This window comes from Spirosoma radiotolerans (genome assembly GCF_000974425.1).
In the GTDB taxonomy this organism is placed as follows: domain Bacteria; phylum Bacteroidota; class Bacteroidia; order Cytophagales; family Spirosomataceae; genus Spirosoma; species Spirosoma radiotolerans.
Genome location: NZ_CP010429.1, coordinates 1,624,790 through 1,640,059 on the forward strand (window position 1 = coordinate 1,624,790; position 15,270 = coordinate 1,640,059).

Below are 15,270 nucleotides of genomic sequence, written 5' to 3' on the forward strand. Positions count from 1 at the left end.
AGTCCGTCGCAAAAAAGGCTATTGCTGAACTGAATAGCCTTTTTTGGGTTTGGCAGAGGATTTGTACGATAAAATATAAACTAATCAGGCAAGGGAATGCGTCGAACGTATCTGGGCGAGTTTGAAGAGGTGGTACTACTTATGGTAGCCATTCTGGATGGGGAAGGCTACGGGGTTACCGTCAGTCAGGCGCTGGAAGAACATACTGGGCGGGTCGTTACCTTCGGCACGGTGCATAACACGCTTATCCGGTTAGAAGAGAAAGGGTTTGTACAGTCTGAGCTGGGTGGTGCTACCGCCGAGCGAGGTGGTCGGCGAAAGCGGCTGTTCAGGATTACAGCGCTGGGTAGTCGGGCGTTGCAGGAGCTCCAGCAGTTACGTCAGGAGCTTTGGCAACTGCTACCACCCAATACCCTTCGACTTGGCAGCGTATGAATACTTCCCGATTACCGGAACCTAAACCGCAACCCCCGCGCTGGGCGCAGCAGCTGCTTCGGCGGCTGCACCCGACTGAAACACTTGAAGAGGTGGAGGGGGATCTGGACGAGCTGTACGTATACTGGTACCGTAAGGCAGGCAAGACGCAGGCTACGTTGAGGTATCTGCTGAATGTGGTCTCAGTGCTGCCGCCCTTTGTGCGCCGACGAGAACGAAAGTCAAGTGAATTCCCAACTCCAACAAATACGACGATGATCCGAAACTATCTCAAAATTGCCTTTCGCAACCTGGTCAAAAACAAGGCCTATTCATTCATCAACATTGGCGGGCTGGCCGTGGGTATGGCCGTGGCTATGCTCATTGGGCTATGGATTTATGATGAACTTTCGTTTAACACGTATCATGAGCATTACAGTCGAATTGCTCAGGTAAGGTCGTTTGAGTATGGTGAACAGGGGGTTGGGGTCAATTCCTCATTACAGTACCCCTTACTCCTGGAGCTAAAGAACAACTACAAAGCTCATTTCAAGCACATCGTAGCGGCATCTTGGGATGTAGACAATGTATTATCGACCCCTGGAAAACAGCTCTCGAGAAATGGCTTGTTTATGGAAGCCGATGCGCCCGAAATGCTGACGCTAAAGATGGTTTACGGATCCCGAGCTGGCCTGAAAGATCCCCATTCTATTCTGCTTTCAGCCTCAACGGCCAACGCCCTTTTTGGGGATACAGATCCGGTGAATCAGGCTATTAAAATCAATAATAAGCTTGATGTAAAGGTTACGGGGGTGTACGAGGATCTACCCCTGAATACACAGTTCAATCAAATTAAGTTTTTGGCTCCGTTTGACTTATGGGTGGCTGACAATCCCTGGATCAGAGAGCAGGCCATGACCGATTGGCAAAACCATTTTCTCAAAATTTACGCGGAGATAGCCCCCAATACCGATTTCGAAACCGTCTCGGCCACCGTCAAAAATGCCGAGATGAAAAATCTGGTAAACTTCCCAAAGGAAGCTAAACGCAAGGCTGAGGTCTTTCTGCTGCCCATGAGTGACTGGCATTTGCACAACTATAAACGAGGGGTTGTCGATACCGGGCCCATGCAACAAATTCGCCTGATTGGTACGATTGGCGCTTTTGTCTTGCTGTTGGCCTGCATCAACTTCATGAATTTAAGTACCGCCCGTTCGGAAAAACGGGCCAAAGAAGTCGGTGTTCGGAAATCGATGGGTTCGGTACGTCGTCAGTTGGTGAATCAGTTTTTTAGTGAGTCCTATTTGGTCGTTATGCTAGCCTTTGTGCTGGCGCTGGTTTTAGTCATGCTTTCGTTGCCGTGGTTCAATGATGTGTCGGCCAAGCAAATCGCTGTTCCCTGGCTGAATCACTGGTTCTGGCTGGCAAGTGTTGGGTTTATTGGCCTAACGGGGCTTCTGGCAGGTAGCTATCCTGCCCTGTATCTGTCTTCTTTTCAGGCGGTTAACGTCTTGAAGGGCACCTTTCGGGTAGGCCGTTTCGCGTCGATGCCCCGAAAAATTTTGGTGGTCGTGCAGTTCACGGTTTCCGTCGTGCTGATTGTCGGAACGATCATTGTCTATCGACAGATTCAATTTGCCAAAAACCGTCCGGTTGGCTACACGCGTGATGGCCTGTTGTTGGTGGCCATGAAATCCGGAGATTTTTATGGAAAGCATGACTTGCTGAGAAGCCAACTCCAACAAACCGGGGTTGTGTCAGACATGGCCGAGTCGACGGGAAAAGTGACTGAAGTATGGTCGGGAAATGGTGGATTTACCTGGAATGGAAAAGATCCTACGTTCAACGATAGTTTTGGTACGTTGGTGGTAAGCCCCGAATTTGGAAAAACGGTAGGTTGGCAGTTTTTGAAAGGACGCGATTTCTCCCGACAATTTGTGTCGGATTCATCAGGTATAGTGATCAACGAAGCTGCCGCCCACTACATGGGATTAAAGAATCCGATTGGCGAAGCGATTAGCTGGAAATTTCAGGAACAGCCACTGAAGAATTATACGATTTTAGGCGTCATCAAAAATATGGTGATGGAGTCGCCCTACGACCCAATCTTTCCTACAATTTTCATGATTAGAGGTCATACTGGTACCAATTATATCCATGTTAAAATCAATCCGGCTGTCAGTGTTCGTGAGGCCTTACCCAAAATTGAAGCGGTATTTAAAAAGCTTATTCCAACTGCCCCCTTTGAATACAAATTTGCCGATCAGGAGTACGCCCGAAAATTTGCGGCCGAAGAACGTATCGGCAATTTAGCTGCCATCGCTGCCGTTCTGGCTATCTTCATCTCCTGCCTTGGCCTATTCGGGTTGGCTTCATTCATGGCTGAGCAGCGCACCAAAGAGATTGGCATCCGTAAAGTATTAGGTGCCAGCGTGTCGAACCTGTGGGCCCTGCTTTCCAAAGACTTTGTCAAGCTGGTTATCATCGCCTTCGGCATTGCCACGCCCATTTCGTACTATTTCCTTAATGACTGGCTTCAAAAATATACCTATCGCACCGAGCTATCGTGGTGGATTTTTGCCCTGTCAGGAGCAGGTGCGTTGATGATTACCCTGCTCACGGTGAGCTTCCAGAGTATCAAAGCCGCGCTGATGGACCCTGTAAAGAGTTTACGGAGCGAGTAAGGTGAAGGCATTCCGTTTTTAAACGCATCGATTCAATTTCGATGCGTTTTTCTTTTCTAACTCACAAAATACCCGCACGAGCAGTCCCACGTTTTCCCAAGCCAACTATACTTTCTACATGAGGTCATTTCTAACTTTGACCAGCTCAACTGCCTGGCGGCCCGTTTCACTAATCAACCGAGCCGACGAGCCGTATCCTATTCTGAATCCATAGAGGCATATATAACCGGCCAGGCAGGGCCAAAACTTTACAAATGTGTGACCCTTCCGTTTGTAAAATTGATGGGGTATTGATTCCAATAAATACCGTCTATATGGAAAAATGATTCGTGCCAACAATCCTAAAATTATTGTATTGTTAAGAATAGTAGGTTTATAAGATCATCCTGTTTTAATTCTAGCTTAAATACAATTGGATGTTTTGATTAGTTTGTCCATGAAAAGGCTTATATAAATGAGCATTAACGTGTTATGAGCTATATAACACGTTCATTCTATATCCCAAATTGATGAACATACTCATTCGGCAAGAAACGCCAGCCGACTACAAAGCGGTTTCAAACTTGATTCAGGAGGCCTATCGTCAGGTGGCTTATAGTGACAAAAAAGAACAGCTGATGGTGGACCGATTGCGAAAATCGACTGCGTTTATACCTCAGCTTTCACTGGTGGCCCAATTGGATACCCATGAGTTGGTGGGCCATATTATGCTCACTAAACTGCACATTCAAGACGGGCATCAACAATACCCAGGATTGGCTTTAGCTCCTTTATCCATTCCTCCAGCCTTTCAGCATCAAGGCATCGGTAGTCAATTAATTCGAGCCAGTCACAAAATTGCTAAAGCTCAAGGCTACAGGTATAGCGTGGTCCTGGGACATGCCACTTATTATCCTAAGTTTGGCTACGAACGACTCAGTCAGTATCCGATTGAACTTCCGATTCGGGTAGCAGATGAAAACAGCATGATTAGGGCTTTAGCCGAAAACGGATTAGAAGGCGTGAAGGGACAGGTTGTTTATGCGAGCGAATTTTTTAGTTAGCCGTTGTCCCAACGCTAAGGTTTATTACGAATCCATTTAAGCCGTTGAATAGGAAGGGTGTCAGTTTAATCCCTCTTTTTTCTGTTACTCCTTGAATTTTTCTTTATCTGCCAACCTGGCAGCTTCTAGGCGGTAAACTCAATTTCCATTTCCATTACTTTTGTCACAAGTCAAGAACGCTCGTTGTAGCCTTGTGACAAAACTATTTTTTGTATACCATTTATAGTTTATAGGTGAATGCGTGGCTTACTACCAGGTGCCAACGCAAAAGCAGGGGAGAAGTGGGTTGGGATTCGATGCTCAGAAAGCAGGGATCGAAGCGTTTTGTGGCCAGCAGTTAATTGGAACATTTATAGAAATTGAATCGGGCGGTAAGACCAGCCGGAAAGAGCTGGCCAAAGCCATTGAACTATGTCAGAAAGAAAATGCCAAGCTGATTGCCTACCGGCTTGACCGGGTGCTATGGAATCTGGAAATTCTGGTCGCCTTACGATTAAACAAAGTCCTGTTTACCGCTCTGGATTGTCTCAATGATTCGGACATGATCATTAACATCAAAGCCGCCCTGGCTGAGGACGAGTTGCGCAAGATTTCCGAGCGGACTCGAGCTGCATTGCACCAAAAGAAGGCACGTGGCTTTACGTTAGGTAAAACTGAAAATTTTTGTGACGAAGGCCGCCGAAAAGGAACGGCCGTTGGAAAAGAAGCTGCCAGAATTCACCCCGCTAATCAGCAAGCTGTCGAATTGATTCGGCCTCTACCAGCGCGATAAACTAACGATGCGAGCGATTGCGGAACGACTCAATAAAACAGGCTTTCGGACTCGAACCGGCAAGTTGTTTCGAGCGGAATCGGTACGCCGTTTAATGAAGGAAGGGGTAGGGCTTGAATGATGCCGGGTTTTAGGTCTACCAACCAAAACGGCCAACTCGTATAGGAGTTAGCCGGGTAAATCATGTGTGAAACAGGGAGCCGGATTAGCTTGCCAAGCTAGTTCCGCTTCTCGCGCTTCATATAGGTAGAGGCACCGGTGCCTCGTCGGGCTCCCATTTTATGCAGCTGTTGGGCATCAGCTTGTGATACAATCTGTAGGGCAGAATATTCTGTTTTACCCGTAATCAACGGAAAGCCCGCTACTCGCTGCGCTTGTGAACAATGAACACAGGTTTTGGCACTTGGCAGGGCTTTTAGCCGGGCTTCGGGAATCAAATTACCGCACTTACTACAGTACATAGAATGGGTATCTAGTTGCTAGTAATATAACCTTAAATCGAACCCGAAAGTGCCCTGACGGCGATAAAGAAGGAGATTATTTATTTTCCTAAATGACTTGTATATAGGCTATTATCTTGGCAGAGAGCTTGCTCATTTAAAACGTTTGTGTTGCGTAGTAACTGGTTTAATGCAGCTGTAAACGCTGGCATTTTCTGAGCCAATTGAAGGGGCAGTTTTCCAACCAGAGGCTGCTTCCTTGGGCCCAAGGTCGATGCATCCGATGCCTGGCTTTTCGCTGACGATTCGCTTCTGGCAGGGTAAAATGGCAACCCCTATCGGGTAGGCAGGATGAAAATTTATCCAACGCACCTGCCTGGAGAAGGCCATACAACTACACTAGCCGGAGGAAGTAGCCTATTTCAATCAAGCTGTAATCGGCTTTGTCAGCCCATCAGGATCGCGTCTGCATCGGTAAGAACGAGTTACCGGGCAAACTTGACCAGGTTCTGAAAGATCAGTTGACCCCAGCTTTTTCCGTGCGCCTGTACCAGCAGTGCGCCCTCCGAAAGCCCGCTCAGATTGATGGGGGCAAAACCCAGCCGTTCCGCCAGCGCACCAATCTGGGCGACTGCGCCCGCATCGTCGCTGGCCAGGAACACGACTCGCCTACCGCCCTGTACGGCCGGATCCTGGGCAAGAATCGCAGCGACCAGATGGTTGAAGGCCTTGACCAGTTTTCCGCCCCTGAAGGCCTGGGCAACGACCCTGGCCGACAGGGCCGAAGCCTATAATAGCGTAGCTTGTGCTACGTGGTTGTCTGATTGACTCATGATAAACCGATTAATGAATGATTGTGATACGGGTTACTAGTCGCGTCGACGCAGGGGAGTTACTTCGCCAAATAGGTCATACCGCCATCAACCAGCAGTTCGGTACCCAGCATAAACGAAGAGTCGTCTGAAGCCAGGAAAACCGCCGTTTTGCCAATGTCAGCGGGTTGACCGATTCGGCCGATCGGCATGGTACCGGCGAAATGCTGTTTTACGGCGTCGATTTGCTCGGCCGGGACAAACTTGTCAAAGGCGGGCGTATTCGTTGTACCCGGTGTGATGACGTTGGCTCTGATTTTCCGATCCAGAAGGTCATTCGAAAAGGCTTTTGCCAGATAGATCACGGCTGCTTTGGCAGCGCCATAAAGCCCAAAGGAGGCATGTGCCCGATGGGCGGCATTCGATCCGATCAGAATAATCGATCCGCCGTCATTCATATAGGGCAGGGCTTTCTGAACCGTGAAGTAGACGCTTTTCAGATTCAGCGCCATTGTCTGGTCATACTCAGCTTCGCCCGTATCGGCCACTGTACCGGTCGTTCCACCACCCGCATTGGCCACCACTACATCAATCCGCCCATATTTTTCGGCGGTTTCCCTGAACACTCGCTCCAGGTCGGCCAGATTAGTTACGTCGGCATTGAGGGCGATAAACTCATCGCCAAGCTGAGCGACAGCACTCGCTAAGGTTTTGGGATTTCTGCCGACAATCGTACCTACCGCACCTTCCTGTTTAAACTCTTTGGCGATGCCTAATCCAATGCCACTATTACCACCCGTAATGACGGCTACTTTGTTGCTTAACGTATTCATTTATTGGTTCCTTCTAAATTGTTTCACAAAGGAACCACTGATAGTTTATTTTAGAAACTATTGGAGATTCATACTGGTTACCGTAGGGTAACTACAAGTTTTGTCGATGAAAGACGAGCGGTTTTGCAATTCGAATTGCCCCTTCACGAGAGCGATTGGCACGATTGGCAACAAATGGAAGCCAATTATCATCAATGTTATTGGCACTCGTACCATTCGTTTTGGCCAGTTGGATGCCATTGTACCCCATATCTCCAGGAAAGTGCTGGCTGAACAGCTGAAAGAGCTGGAAGAAGATGGCTTATTGGAACGATTGGCCTATAAAGAACTCCCGCCCAGGGTAGACTACAAGCTGTCAGAAAAAGGCCTGGCCTTTTTGCCTATTCTAGAAAGTATAAAAGAATGGAATATGAAGTATGAAGTAGCTCTAATCCCACACCGAGATTGATAACTAATGGGGTAAACTTCCTACGGACTGCTTACTATGAAAAGACTGGCACTAGCCTGACAGTGGGTTGCGGGTATGTTTCACCCGCCTTTTTTAACGCCCCATTTAAGGAGCAAATACATGAAGAAGCTATCGTCCCAGGGAGCAGGGAATCGTGAGATTAATGAATGTCATTAAGTAAAGCCTTTTTCTAGCAAATCATACAAACTCAATTCGTTGTTGGCTCACTGGCAGTCTTACTCATTTGGTCTTTTGCTTTGATCCATCATCCAGACGCAAAAACCGAGCTGCATTGTTGTAAAATATGTCCCGTTTTTGGGCCGGGCTTAAAAATGGAGCCGACTCAATGGCCTTAATGCCCACTTCAATGGCCTGGGGCCAAACCATTTGATCGGAGCCAAACATCACCCGTTTGCCAAAACCAGCATCGATGATCCGTTTCAGATAGGCATGAAATTCTACTCGGGGTAGAATATAACAGATCACCCCCACATCCACATACGCCTGAGGATGGCTATAGAGTGTGGCCAACAGATCATCCCCCAGCGGCCAGCCAGCATGAGCGATGGCTACCCGTAGCTTAGGGTGGCGAAGCATGGCTTCTTCCGCCGTAAAAGCGCTATGTAAACGGGCACGATAAGCGGGGGCACCAAAATAGGCCACTCCTGGCGGTCCTGTGCCGATGTGGACACTAACGGGTATATCAAATTCCTCCGCCAGTTTCAGATAAGGCTCGACAATCGAATCCGACAGGGCAATACCCTGATATTGCAAACACAGCTCACCAAACACTTTGACCGCTCCGGTCTGAAAATAATGCCGCATGGAATCCAGGGTGAGGGTTGGATCACCGATGGTAAACAAGATACCCGGTATGATCCGGTCGGGGGCTTGTTGTTGCCAACGTCGTACATAAGCCATTGGCCCGCTGGCCACCCCAACGATGTTATACTTTTTGAGGAGGTCAAGGGTTTGGTTGCGTAAGGCGTCGTCGGAAGGAGCTGACGTTAAGCAGGTAGCACACATGGTGGTGGATTTAAGCAACTGGTTCATGTAGCCCATGCCCCCGCCCTGTTTAGGGTCTTGGGCCGACCAATCGCGATAAGGAGCGCCAATAGTAACGGGTGGTGGTCCCTGATCGGTGAAGGGAATAGCATGCAGATGCATATCGATGATAGGTAAGCGTTTAGCGGCAGATTGTGCCCACAAGGGCCACCCGCTAACGATCAGTAAGGCCCCTACGGCGATGAGCCACCCGCACGAATAGGTAGTGAAGGAGTTAGTCAAGGGATGAAGATGAGGTCAAGTCAACAAGATAAGGGCAAACGCAATCCGTTTCATCTCTCTTTATTGATCGGTAAGCCAAGTGATTGTGCTTGACTGGTTAAGACGACTACCCTGGAGACTTGTGTGCCTAATTACGGGAGGTATTGGGATAAAGCCTCATTTTGTTTGTGCGTGCCATGAAGTCGATAACCTCTCACATGGGAGCATTTGATGAGACATGATAAATATCGTGTGTTCTACAAGCAACCCTCTAATCTTACCTTGGCTAGAGAGTTTATCAAAACAAGATTGTTTAATAATGAATCGGTCATTTTTGTCGCTAGAGTTAATCAGACAGCAATGCCCATTGGCTTCACTCAATTATATACCAAATATTCATCGGCGCGCATGGCAAAGAATTGGATACTTCATGATTTGTTTGTGGATATACTCTTTCGTAGATAAGGCATTGGGCAACAACTTATTCAAACAGCAACGCGCTTTAACAATCATGGCACTGAGATGACCAAATACTTTCTGGATGAGGATCAGTTTATCGCCGATGTGATCAGTTTTAATGCCGGTGTGCTATCGAGTGAATACATACAGTGAATACATACAGGCTGTTACGGACTGTACCTATGTGGCTCTCTCGAAGCGTTCCCTGGAGGAATTATCGATGACGATTGTTGGCTGGGACCCGATTATCGCGAAAATAACGGCTAAGGGGTACGCCGACAAGGTGAATCGGATCAGCGCAATGATGGCTGATGATGCAACAGGGCGTTATCTTAAGTTCCAGTCCGAGTTTCCCAACCTGGCGAATCGAATTCCGTTATCTTATCTGGCCTCTTATTTGGGCATTACCCAGTCGTCGCTGAGCCGAATACGAAGGAATATCCAATAGCGATCTATTGATCTTTTTAATTGAGGGTTACTTGAGATTAGTATAGTTTAGGCTGGTTCACTGTTTCGATAGACCTCAGCAATGGCGTAGAGGGATTTCTTTGGCTCCCAGGACATTTCGGGATAAGGGCTCCCTGATTGATCTGTATACACCTTGACGACTCCTCCGCTAGCTATGTCCATGTCCACAGAGTACTTAAAAATCTCTTTTCTCTTTTAACCCCCAACTGTCCACTTTCGGTTGACGATATACAGCAGCTAGGCATTGTACTTTTCTATTCTAACCCTACTTCTGTGCTGAAATAATTATTTCTCTTAACGGAGGAGTGTAAGGACTTTTTAATGAATCAAACCGCCATCGTGCTTCTAATGAATCTACGTTGTACCCTACCGTGCGTTCATAAAATCTGTTCCCGTCAATGCTACTCTCGTAGACAAAGGGAGCTTTCTCATAAGATGATAGTTGGAATTTACCACCTTTCTCTTCAATGTAGACAATTCGTGTACCTGTAACAGGTATGTTGCTAAAGTTAGCAACAGGTAGCGTACTCCGATTCTGAGCGTATTCGACGGCCACTGTATCAGATGCCTTTCGACCAACCCTAATTGAAAAATTGCTTACACCAAGCTTGTTTATGCCGCTGGTCGAGTACACGGTATCTCCATTCACTACATAAGACTGAATCACGTACGCACCAGATGCACGAGCGGCAACATCTGCTGGTTGATCTTCTGGCTGACAGCTAAAAAGACCAGTCAATGCTAAAAGTAGAAATAGCTTGTTCATGATATTGAGCTGTTTATAGGCTAACGTTGAACTACTTTTTGTCGTATAAACGGCACGTTACCAACAGGCGTCTGTAACGCTGTATAGCAGGGGGAAAGTGCAATGCCTAGCTACTCCGATTAGTGTCTAGGAATTGTTCTTTCTGGTGAGCAATTGTATAATTAATGTGGCTGTTTCAGAAGTCCTGAATAACTCGGATAGGCTTACATTCTAAACTGATAACGACCCACTGAGTGGCAAAAAAATGTCCATTTAACGAGCCAATCCAGAGTGGTTTCGACTTTTGCAATAGTCACTTTAGTTATAGAACAGGCAGTAATAGTCTTGTTCTCATAAAGAAACGTGTTTACTAAAAGACCCTTAAGGACACGCTTTGGTTGTAATCTCCGACCGATAAACTATTGTATAAATGTCTTTATGTTAATCGACAATTTTTAGATTAGTTTTTAAACATGACTATCACTTAATCTTAAGATTGTACTATATCAACCGAGGAGAGTCAGAGCGCTTTAAATAATCAAGTAGGAGGGAAATAGTTAACGTACCATATCCAATGAATAAGATTGGAAATAGATATCTGAAGTAAATAGACCAAGAGTAGGCACTAACAATATAGATAGTCCAATAATCGACGAAAGAATAACTGGGGAAAGCCTCAAGTAAATAACGGATGGTCTGAGTGAAGGGGATGATTAAGCCAAATGATACTATTAGAAAAGGGAGAAATAGAAGTCCATATTGACCAATCGAAAGCCATGTTAAACTAACAAACTTAATGGCAAATTGATGACGTACCCAGTTCATCAGAATTATCAGGAAGAAAACGATAACTGTTTCGGGTAGTAAAAAACTTCTCATTACGACAAACAGATAAGGTATAGGACCAACAACATGATTTACTTTCATCATTTGTATGTCATATACCAAAGTTCAAGAGGCTACTTGTATTAGTATAACAAGGGCAAACAACACTGTAACTCCTACTTTCAAAAAGATTTGTGAGAGTGGAATACGATTCATATTATCTGGTAAATTAATGATGATGGCTTAACTAATTTTCGAACTAGAAATCTGTTGTTTAAGTGCCGTTATGTTAACTCACCAAAAACTTTCGAATGGTGATCTATCTATATTCTATAGCCCCTAAGTCAATAACCTGATTGATAATTCGAGAATTGCCTTTGAAATCAAAGAGTGGTCCCCGCCATCGGTTGTAAGCATCATTACTGCCCCTATCAATGGCCAGTGAACCTGATAGCAACTCTAAGGTGGTACTAGAACTAAATGGTTAAACCAGCGCCTTTAGGTTATTGCTGCCAACGTGGTTGTTTGTCTGGGATTCAATTAAGCAGTGGTCAGCTGACACGTCATACGTACCATTGGATTGTACCGCACGGCGGCCTCCGTAACGAAGCCCGACAGTTATACAGCATACCCGAGATATTTCGATAAGCGACGCTTAATAAAATGATTTCGCTGTCTGCTTCAAAAGAGTAACTTACAGATAGTCAAATATTTAATGGCCGATAAGGACGTACTCATTCCAGCACTTTCGGCAACGGTAGGCTTTGGTCGGAATAAACCGGGAGAAGAAACGAGCCAGCCTGGAACGAGTAATACGTTCTTGATCAACCCTGCCACATTTAGGGCATTTTATAGCAAAGGAAATGTGAAGATATAGATAAGTCAGTGCTGCTACGATAACTAATCCAGCAACAGAGTAAAAAACAAGTTTCATAGCATTCGAAAGCAAAACTGAATACATAACTAACTAGTAGTGCTAGTCGTAGGCTACTAATTAGATTGGACAAATAGTAAAAAATTGTTGTCTTATAAAACTTTCCTCCCTGAGACGATAGCTTTTTTATGTATTTGCTCCTTAAATGGGGCGTTTTGAGAGATCCAAGGTTACGCCTATTCATCAAAAGTTGCCGATAAAGCTCCCTACACCGATTAATTTGTTCTTAGTCAACAATTAGAGCCACCAATTGAAGGAGCCTACTTCAATCTGTCTGCCCTAACTAAAAAAAGTTAGGTAAACTCATTCACCTTTCAGATGGACTAGCTATTAAGGGGAGCGGAAGGTAGGCTTTTGCCAGCAATCAACTTGAGAATGGCTAAAGGTGCTCCTGGCAACTCGGTCAATAACCAACTAATCATTCATTCAACTACCTACTCAAATGTATTAGCCGGCAACTGTCAACTAGTCTGGGGTGACATCCCACTAAAAGTCACACCTATGTCGCCTGAGTGTTTTTCTCTGCCATACCTTAAACACATATAGATTATGAAGCATAATTTCTCCTTCTGTCTGCTCCTACTATCGCTATTAATCACAGTCGCTTCCTGCAACGACCACCGCCTGCCTTCACCGACAGGACAGCAATTTCGGATTATAAAATCCAGGACAATGGGAGCTGATAGTAGTACAAGCATTATCGCTGGATTTTATACCTACGATAGTAATGGTCGTTTGGTGAAGTATACAGAAGGTAATGAAAAATGGCCTACAAATTCTGCTTTCCCTGATTCTTCCCGTATCTTAATCAGCTATGACGCTCAAGGAAGAGTCCAGACTACCACGCGCGAGGCCTGGATATCTGTATCATCGGCGTCGCTTCCTCCTCCGCTTAATCGTTTATGGCGGCCAAACTTACGGGCTAACTTTACGTATGATTTAGCTGGCTATATTACTGAAGTAAAACAATACCTTATACTAAATGATCGAGCTCAGACTCCAAGCTTATTTCAGGACATCAAAATAGAGTATGATGGTACTGAGTTACCGGTTAAATTGACAACCATCAATTGGGACCCTGTTACGTCCAATGCGCAGCCTCTTTCACAGTTAGTAGAGCAGTACATCTATAATGAGGGTAATATTATAGAGGTCGCACGAAGTGAAAACGGTGGACCTGCTTTGACGGTGCGCTATCAATATGACGACAAGCCCAATCCTTTTTATGGATTAGTGGGGTTGGTTATAACCAATGGCCCTCTATTCAATCTAGTTAACAGAAATAACGTCATTACAGCCAATAAGCAGTATAGCTATAACTCAGTTGGTTTAATGACAAAAGTGGTTGGGGGTGATCCCTATTCTGAGCAAACCTATGGATTCGAGGCTTACTAAGTACGAATTACTCCACAAGTTTCGACCAAGAAAGCAAGCTTATCGACCGGCGGTTACTCCTGAATCAGGCCAGCAAAGACTAACGAGATGTAGCGGCTGACTTAAAGCCAATCTATCAGGTTGCCAACTTGGCCAGTGCCGAGCAGAAGTTGGTTGCTTTTGCTGACAAATGGGGCCAAAAGTATCCGAAAGCTGGGAGCGCAACTGGACGCGGCTAACGCGCTTTTGTCGAGTACCCAGCCGCCATTCGAAAGGTAGTCTATACAACGAATACAGTTGAGGTTATTCACCGCCAAATTCGGTGCGTGACTAAGTCGAAAGGCGCGTTCTCATCAGAAACGACTTTATTAAAACGGCTCTACCTAACCATTCAACGCATCATCGAAAAATGGAATATGCCACTGGTCAACTGGTCGCTGAGGGTGCAACAACTAGCCATTTTATACGGGGAGCTGGTTAAGCCGTTTTTGATGATCTGAAAAAAATGACACTCTTCTTTGAGCATTCCCTAGCATAAGCTAATAACTTGCCTATACTTCAATGAGTTACTTTTGCAACAGCTACGCTACTACTTATACACCAAGAAAATATGCTTCAATACATCATCTGGAATGTTGATCCTGAAATCTTTCGCATTGACTCTTTGCCCATAAGGTGGTATGGTTTACTGTTCGCTACTGGATTCCTGATTGGCATTCAGATTATGACCCACATTTTTAAAACTGAAAACAGGCCCCTTGCTGATACGGATTCGTTACTAATGACGGTAGTTGTATCGACGATTTTAGGGGCAAGACTAGGACACTTCTTGTTTTATGAACCCTATATGTTCATTCAAGACCCGTTATATATCATAACGCCCCCTTATAATGGATTGGCTAGTCATGGAGGGGTATTAGGCATCATAATTGGCCTTTGGCTTTACTCACGTCGTCAGTCAAGTCAATCTAGTGGCCAAACCTTTTTATGGGTTAGTGATCGAATTTGCATTGTAGGCGCTCTAGCAGGAGCATTCATCCGGTTCGGTAATCTAATGAACTCCGAAATTTTTGGTAAACCGACCGATGTACCTTGGGCTTTTGTCTTCTTAAGAAATCATGAGTTTAGCCAAGTGCCTCGTCATCCTACCCAACTTTATGAATCGTTATCTTACCTTATTTTATTCATTGGGCTATTATGGTACTGGAAGAACTTCCGTAACCAAGCCGCGTCGGGGACTATGTTAGGCATCTCTTTAGTTTGGATATTTGGTCTCCGCTTTGTCTGGGAATTCTTTAAAGAGAACCAAGTTACTTTTGAAGATAGTATGAGCCTTAACATGGGTCAACTCTTAAGCATACCCGCCATTTTACTAGGGCTGATTTTACTTCTAAGAAATTTTATCAGACCGACTTCCTTAATTCCAATTGCCCTAGTAATTCAGTCGTCGAGCCTTTGTTATCAATGCGACTACCAGTCAGCCTTACCAGACTCTAGAAAGGTCAACATGAATAAATGTGAAGTTTTAATTTCAGAAACATATTCTCTCAAAACTAGACGTTTTCAAGATCACATGGTGAAAACAAAAAAGCAGCTTTCTGAAAGAAGTCCATTAACATAATTGAGATTATCTAACAGCTGAGACCTCCTAACCAGTAACAAAGGAGCCATGATAACCGATGTTGTTTTTACTGGCTTGGGCATTTGTGGGGTAACTAATGAAGCCTCAGAGCCTAGTCAAAATAGCCCTACA

The 15,270-nt window shown here is 45.4% G+C and carries 15 protein-coding genes and 1 pseudogene; 11 read left to right on the plus strand and 5 right to left on the minus strand.

The genetic code is table 11. From position 1 onward, the window contains the following. The first annotated feature begins 96 nt into the window (after positions 1 to 96). From SD10_RS06320 to SD10_RS30440, 5 genes are all read left to right on the plus strand, one after another. On the plus strand, positions 97 to 435 hold the full coding sequence (locus SD10_RS06320; protein WP_046376181.1) for a PadR family transcriptional regulator: 339 nt from the start codon (positions 97 to 99) through the stop codon (positions 433 to 435). Next, entirely contained in the window at positions 432 to 3,098 is a 2,667-nt protein-coding gene (locus SD10_RS06325) for an ABC transporter permease (RefSeq protein ID WP_046376182.1), read from the plus strand. The genes SD10_RS06320 and SD10_RS06325 overlap by 4 nt, the downstream gene beginning before the upstream one ends. Before the next feature lie 509 nt (positions 3,099 to 3,607). Then, the gene (locus SD10_RS06330) at positions 3,608 to 4,141 is read left to right on the plus strand and encodes a GNAT family N-acetyltransferase (RefSeq protein ID WP_046376183.1); all 534 of its coding nucleotides are present in this window, start codon (positions 3,608 to 3,610) and stop codon (positions 4,139 to 4,141) included. A 241-nt stretch (positions 4,142 to 4,382) separates the two neighbouring features. Further along, positions 4,383 to 4,913, plus strand: a complete 531-nt coding sequence (locus tag SD10_RS06335; RefSeq protein ID WP_158500543.1) for a recombinase family protein — start codon at positions 4,383 to 4,385, stop codon at positions 4,911 to 4,913. 7 nt (positions 4,914 to 4,920) lie between these two features. Further along, positions 4,921 to 5,034: a hypothetical protein gene (locus tag SD10_RS30440; protein WP_148562389.1), complete on the plus strand. Its 114-nt coding sequence runs from the start codon at positions 4,921 to 4,923 to the stop codon at positions 5,032 to 5,034. A gap of 97 nt (positions 5,035 to 5,131) precedes the next feature. Here the strand turns inward: SD10_RS30440 and SD10_RS06340 are convergent, their stop codons facing one another. Beyond that, complete coding sequence (locus SD10_RS06340) at positions 5,132 to 5,374, minus strand: TraR/DksA family transcriptional regulator (RefSeq protein WP_046376184.1); 243 nt, start codon at positions 5,372 to 5,374, stop codon at positions 5,132 to 5,134. Between the two features lie 422 nt (positions 5,375 to 5,796). On the opposite strand from SD10_RS06340, the gene SD10_RS29855 reads away from it, so the two are divergent. After that, complete coding sequence (locus SD10_RS29855) at positions 5,797 to 6,147, plus strand: hypothetical protein (protein WP_046376185.1); 351 nt, start codon at positions 5,797 to 5,799, stop codon at positions 6,145 to 6,147. 98 nt (positions 6,148 to 6,245) lie between these two features. Here the strand turns inward: SD10_RS29855 and SD10_RS06350 are convergent, their stop codons facing one another. Then, on the minus strand, positions 6,246 to 6,998 hold the full coding sequence (locus SD10_RS06350; protein ID WP_046376186.1) for an SDR family NAD(P)-dependent oxidoreductase: 753 nt from the start codon (positions 6,996 to 6,998) through the stop codon (positions 6,246 to 6,248). Between the two features lie 106 nt (positions 6,999 to 7,104). Here SD10_RS06350 and SD10_RS06355 point away from each other — a divergent pair, with 106 nt between their 5' ends. Continuing rightward, positions 7,105 to 7,446: a winged helix-turn-helix transcriptional regulator gene (locus SD10_RS06355; RefSeq protein ID WP_046376187.1), complete on the plus strand. Its 342-nt coding sequence runs from the start codon at positions 7,105 to 7,107 to the stop codon at positions 7,444 to 7,446. Positions 7,447 to 7,686: 240 nt separating this feature from the next. On the opposite strand, the gene SD10_RS06360 is transcribed toward SD10_RS06355, so the two are convergent. Then, on the minus strand, positions 7,687 to 8,733 hold the full coding sequence (locus tag SD10_RS06360) for an amidohydrolase family protein (RefSeq protein ID WP_046376188.1): 1,047 nt from the start codon (positions 8,731 to 8,733) through the stop codon (positions 7,687 to 7,689). Between the two features lie 574 nt (positions 8,734 to 9,307). Here SD10_RS06360 and SD10_RS29050 point away from each other — a divergent pair. Continuing rightward, a complete protein-coding gene (locus SD10_RS29050; protein ID WP_179945488.1) occupies positions 9,308 to 9,619 on the plus strand; it encodes a Crp/Fnr family transcriptional regulator in 312 nt (103 codons plus the stop codon). A gap of 285 nt (positions 9,620 to 9,904) precedes the next feature. Here the strand turns inward: SD10_RS29050 and SD10_RS06375 are convergent, their stop codons facing one another. Both SD10_RS06375 and SD10_RS30445 read right to left on the minus strand, forming a co-directional pair. After that, positions 9,905 to 10,405, minus strand: coding sequence for a hypothetical protein (locus SD10_RS06375; protein WP_046376189.1), 501 nt, complete (start codon positions 10,403 to 10,405; stop codon positions 9,905 to 9,907). Between the two features lie 1,123 nt (positions 10,406 to 11,528). Further along, complete coding sequence (locus SD10_RS30445) at positions 11,529 to 11,666, minus strand: choice-of-anchor Q domain-containing protein (protein WP_394330464.1); 138 nt, start codon at positions 11,664 to 11,666, stop codon at positions 11,529 to 11,531. 1,026 nt (positions 11,667 to 12,692) lie between these two features. On the opposite strand from SD10_RS30445, the gene SD10_RS06385 reads away from it, so the two are divergent. The 3 genes and pseudogenes from SD10_RS06385 (at position 12,693) to lgt (ending at position 15,138) form a co-directional block, all read left to right on the plus strand. Beyond that, complete coding sequence (locus tag SD10_RS06385) at positions 12,693 to 13,538, plus strand: hypothetical protein (protein ID WP_046376190.1); 846 nt, start codon at positions 12,693 to 12,695, stop codon at positions 13,536 to 13,538. A gap of 128 nt (positions 13,539 to 13,666) precedes the next feature. Further along, positions 13,667 to 14,017: pseudogene (locus tag SD10_RS29975) on the plus strand (transposase). A gap of 110 nt (positions 14,018 to 14,127) precedes the next feature. After that, positions 14,128 to 15,138, plus strand: a complete 1,011-nt coding sequence (gene lgt / locus SD10_RS06390; RefSeq protein WP_046376191.1) for a prolipoprotein diacylglyceryl transferase — start codon at positions 14,128 to 14,130, stop codon at positions 15,136 to 15,138. Positions 15,139 to 15,270 lie beyond the last annotated feature (132 nt).

Coding starts and splice junctions, on each gene's coding strand:
- SD10_RS06320 (WP_046376181.1), top strand. CDS start 97: ATGCGTCGAACGTATCTGGGCGAGTTTGAAGAGGTGGTACTACTTATG.
- SD10_RS06325 (WP_046376182.1), top strand. CDS start 432: ATGAATACTTCCCGATTACCGGAACCTAAACCGCAACCCCCGCGCTGG.
- SD10_RS06330 (WP_046376183.1), top strand. CDS start 3,608: ATGAACATACTCATTCGGCAAGAAACGCCAGCCGACTACAAAGCGGTT.
- SD10_RS30440 (WP_148562389.1), top strand. CDS start 4,921: ATGCGAGCGATTGCGGAACGACTCAATAAAACAGGCTTTCGGACTCGA.
- SD10_RS06340 (WP_046376184.1), bottom strand. CDS start 5,374: ATGTACTGTAGTAAGTGCGGTAATTTGATTCCCGAAGCCCGGCTAAAA.
- SD10_RS06350 (WP_046376186.1), bottom strand. CDS start 6,998: ATGAATACGTTAAGCAACAAAGTAGCCGTCATTACGGGTGGTAATAGT.
- SD10_RS06355 (WP_046376187.1), top strand. CDS start 7,105: ATGAAAGACGAGCGGTTTTGCAATTCGAATTGCCCCTTCACGAGAGCG.
- SD10_RS06375 (WP_046376189.1), bottom strand. CDS start 10,405: ATGAACAAGCTATTTCTACTTTTAGCATTGACTGGTCTTTTTAGCTGT.
- SD10_RS06385 (WP_046376190.1), top strand. CDS start 12,693: ATGAAGCATAATTTCTCCTTCTGTCTGCTCCTACTATCGCTATTAATC.
- lgt (WP_046376191.1), top strand. CDS start 14,128: ATGCTTCAATACATCATCTGGAATGTTGATCCTGAAATCTTTCGCATT.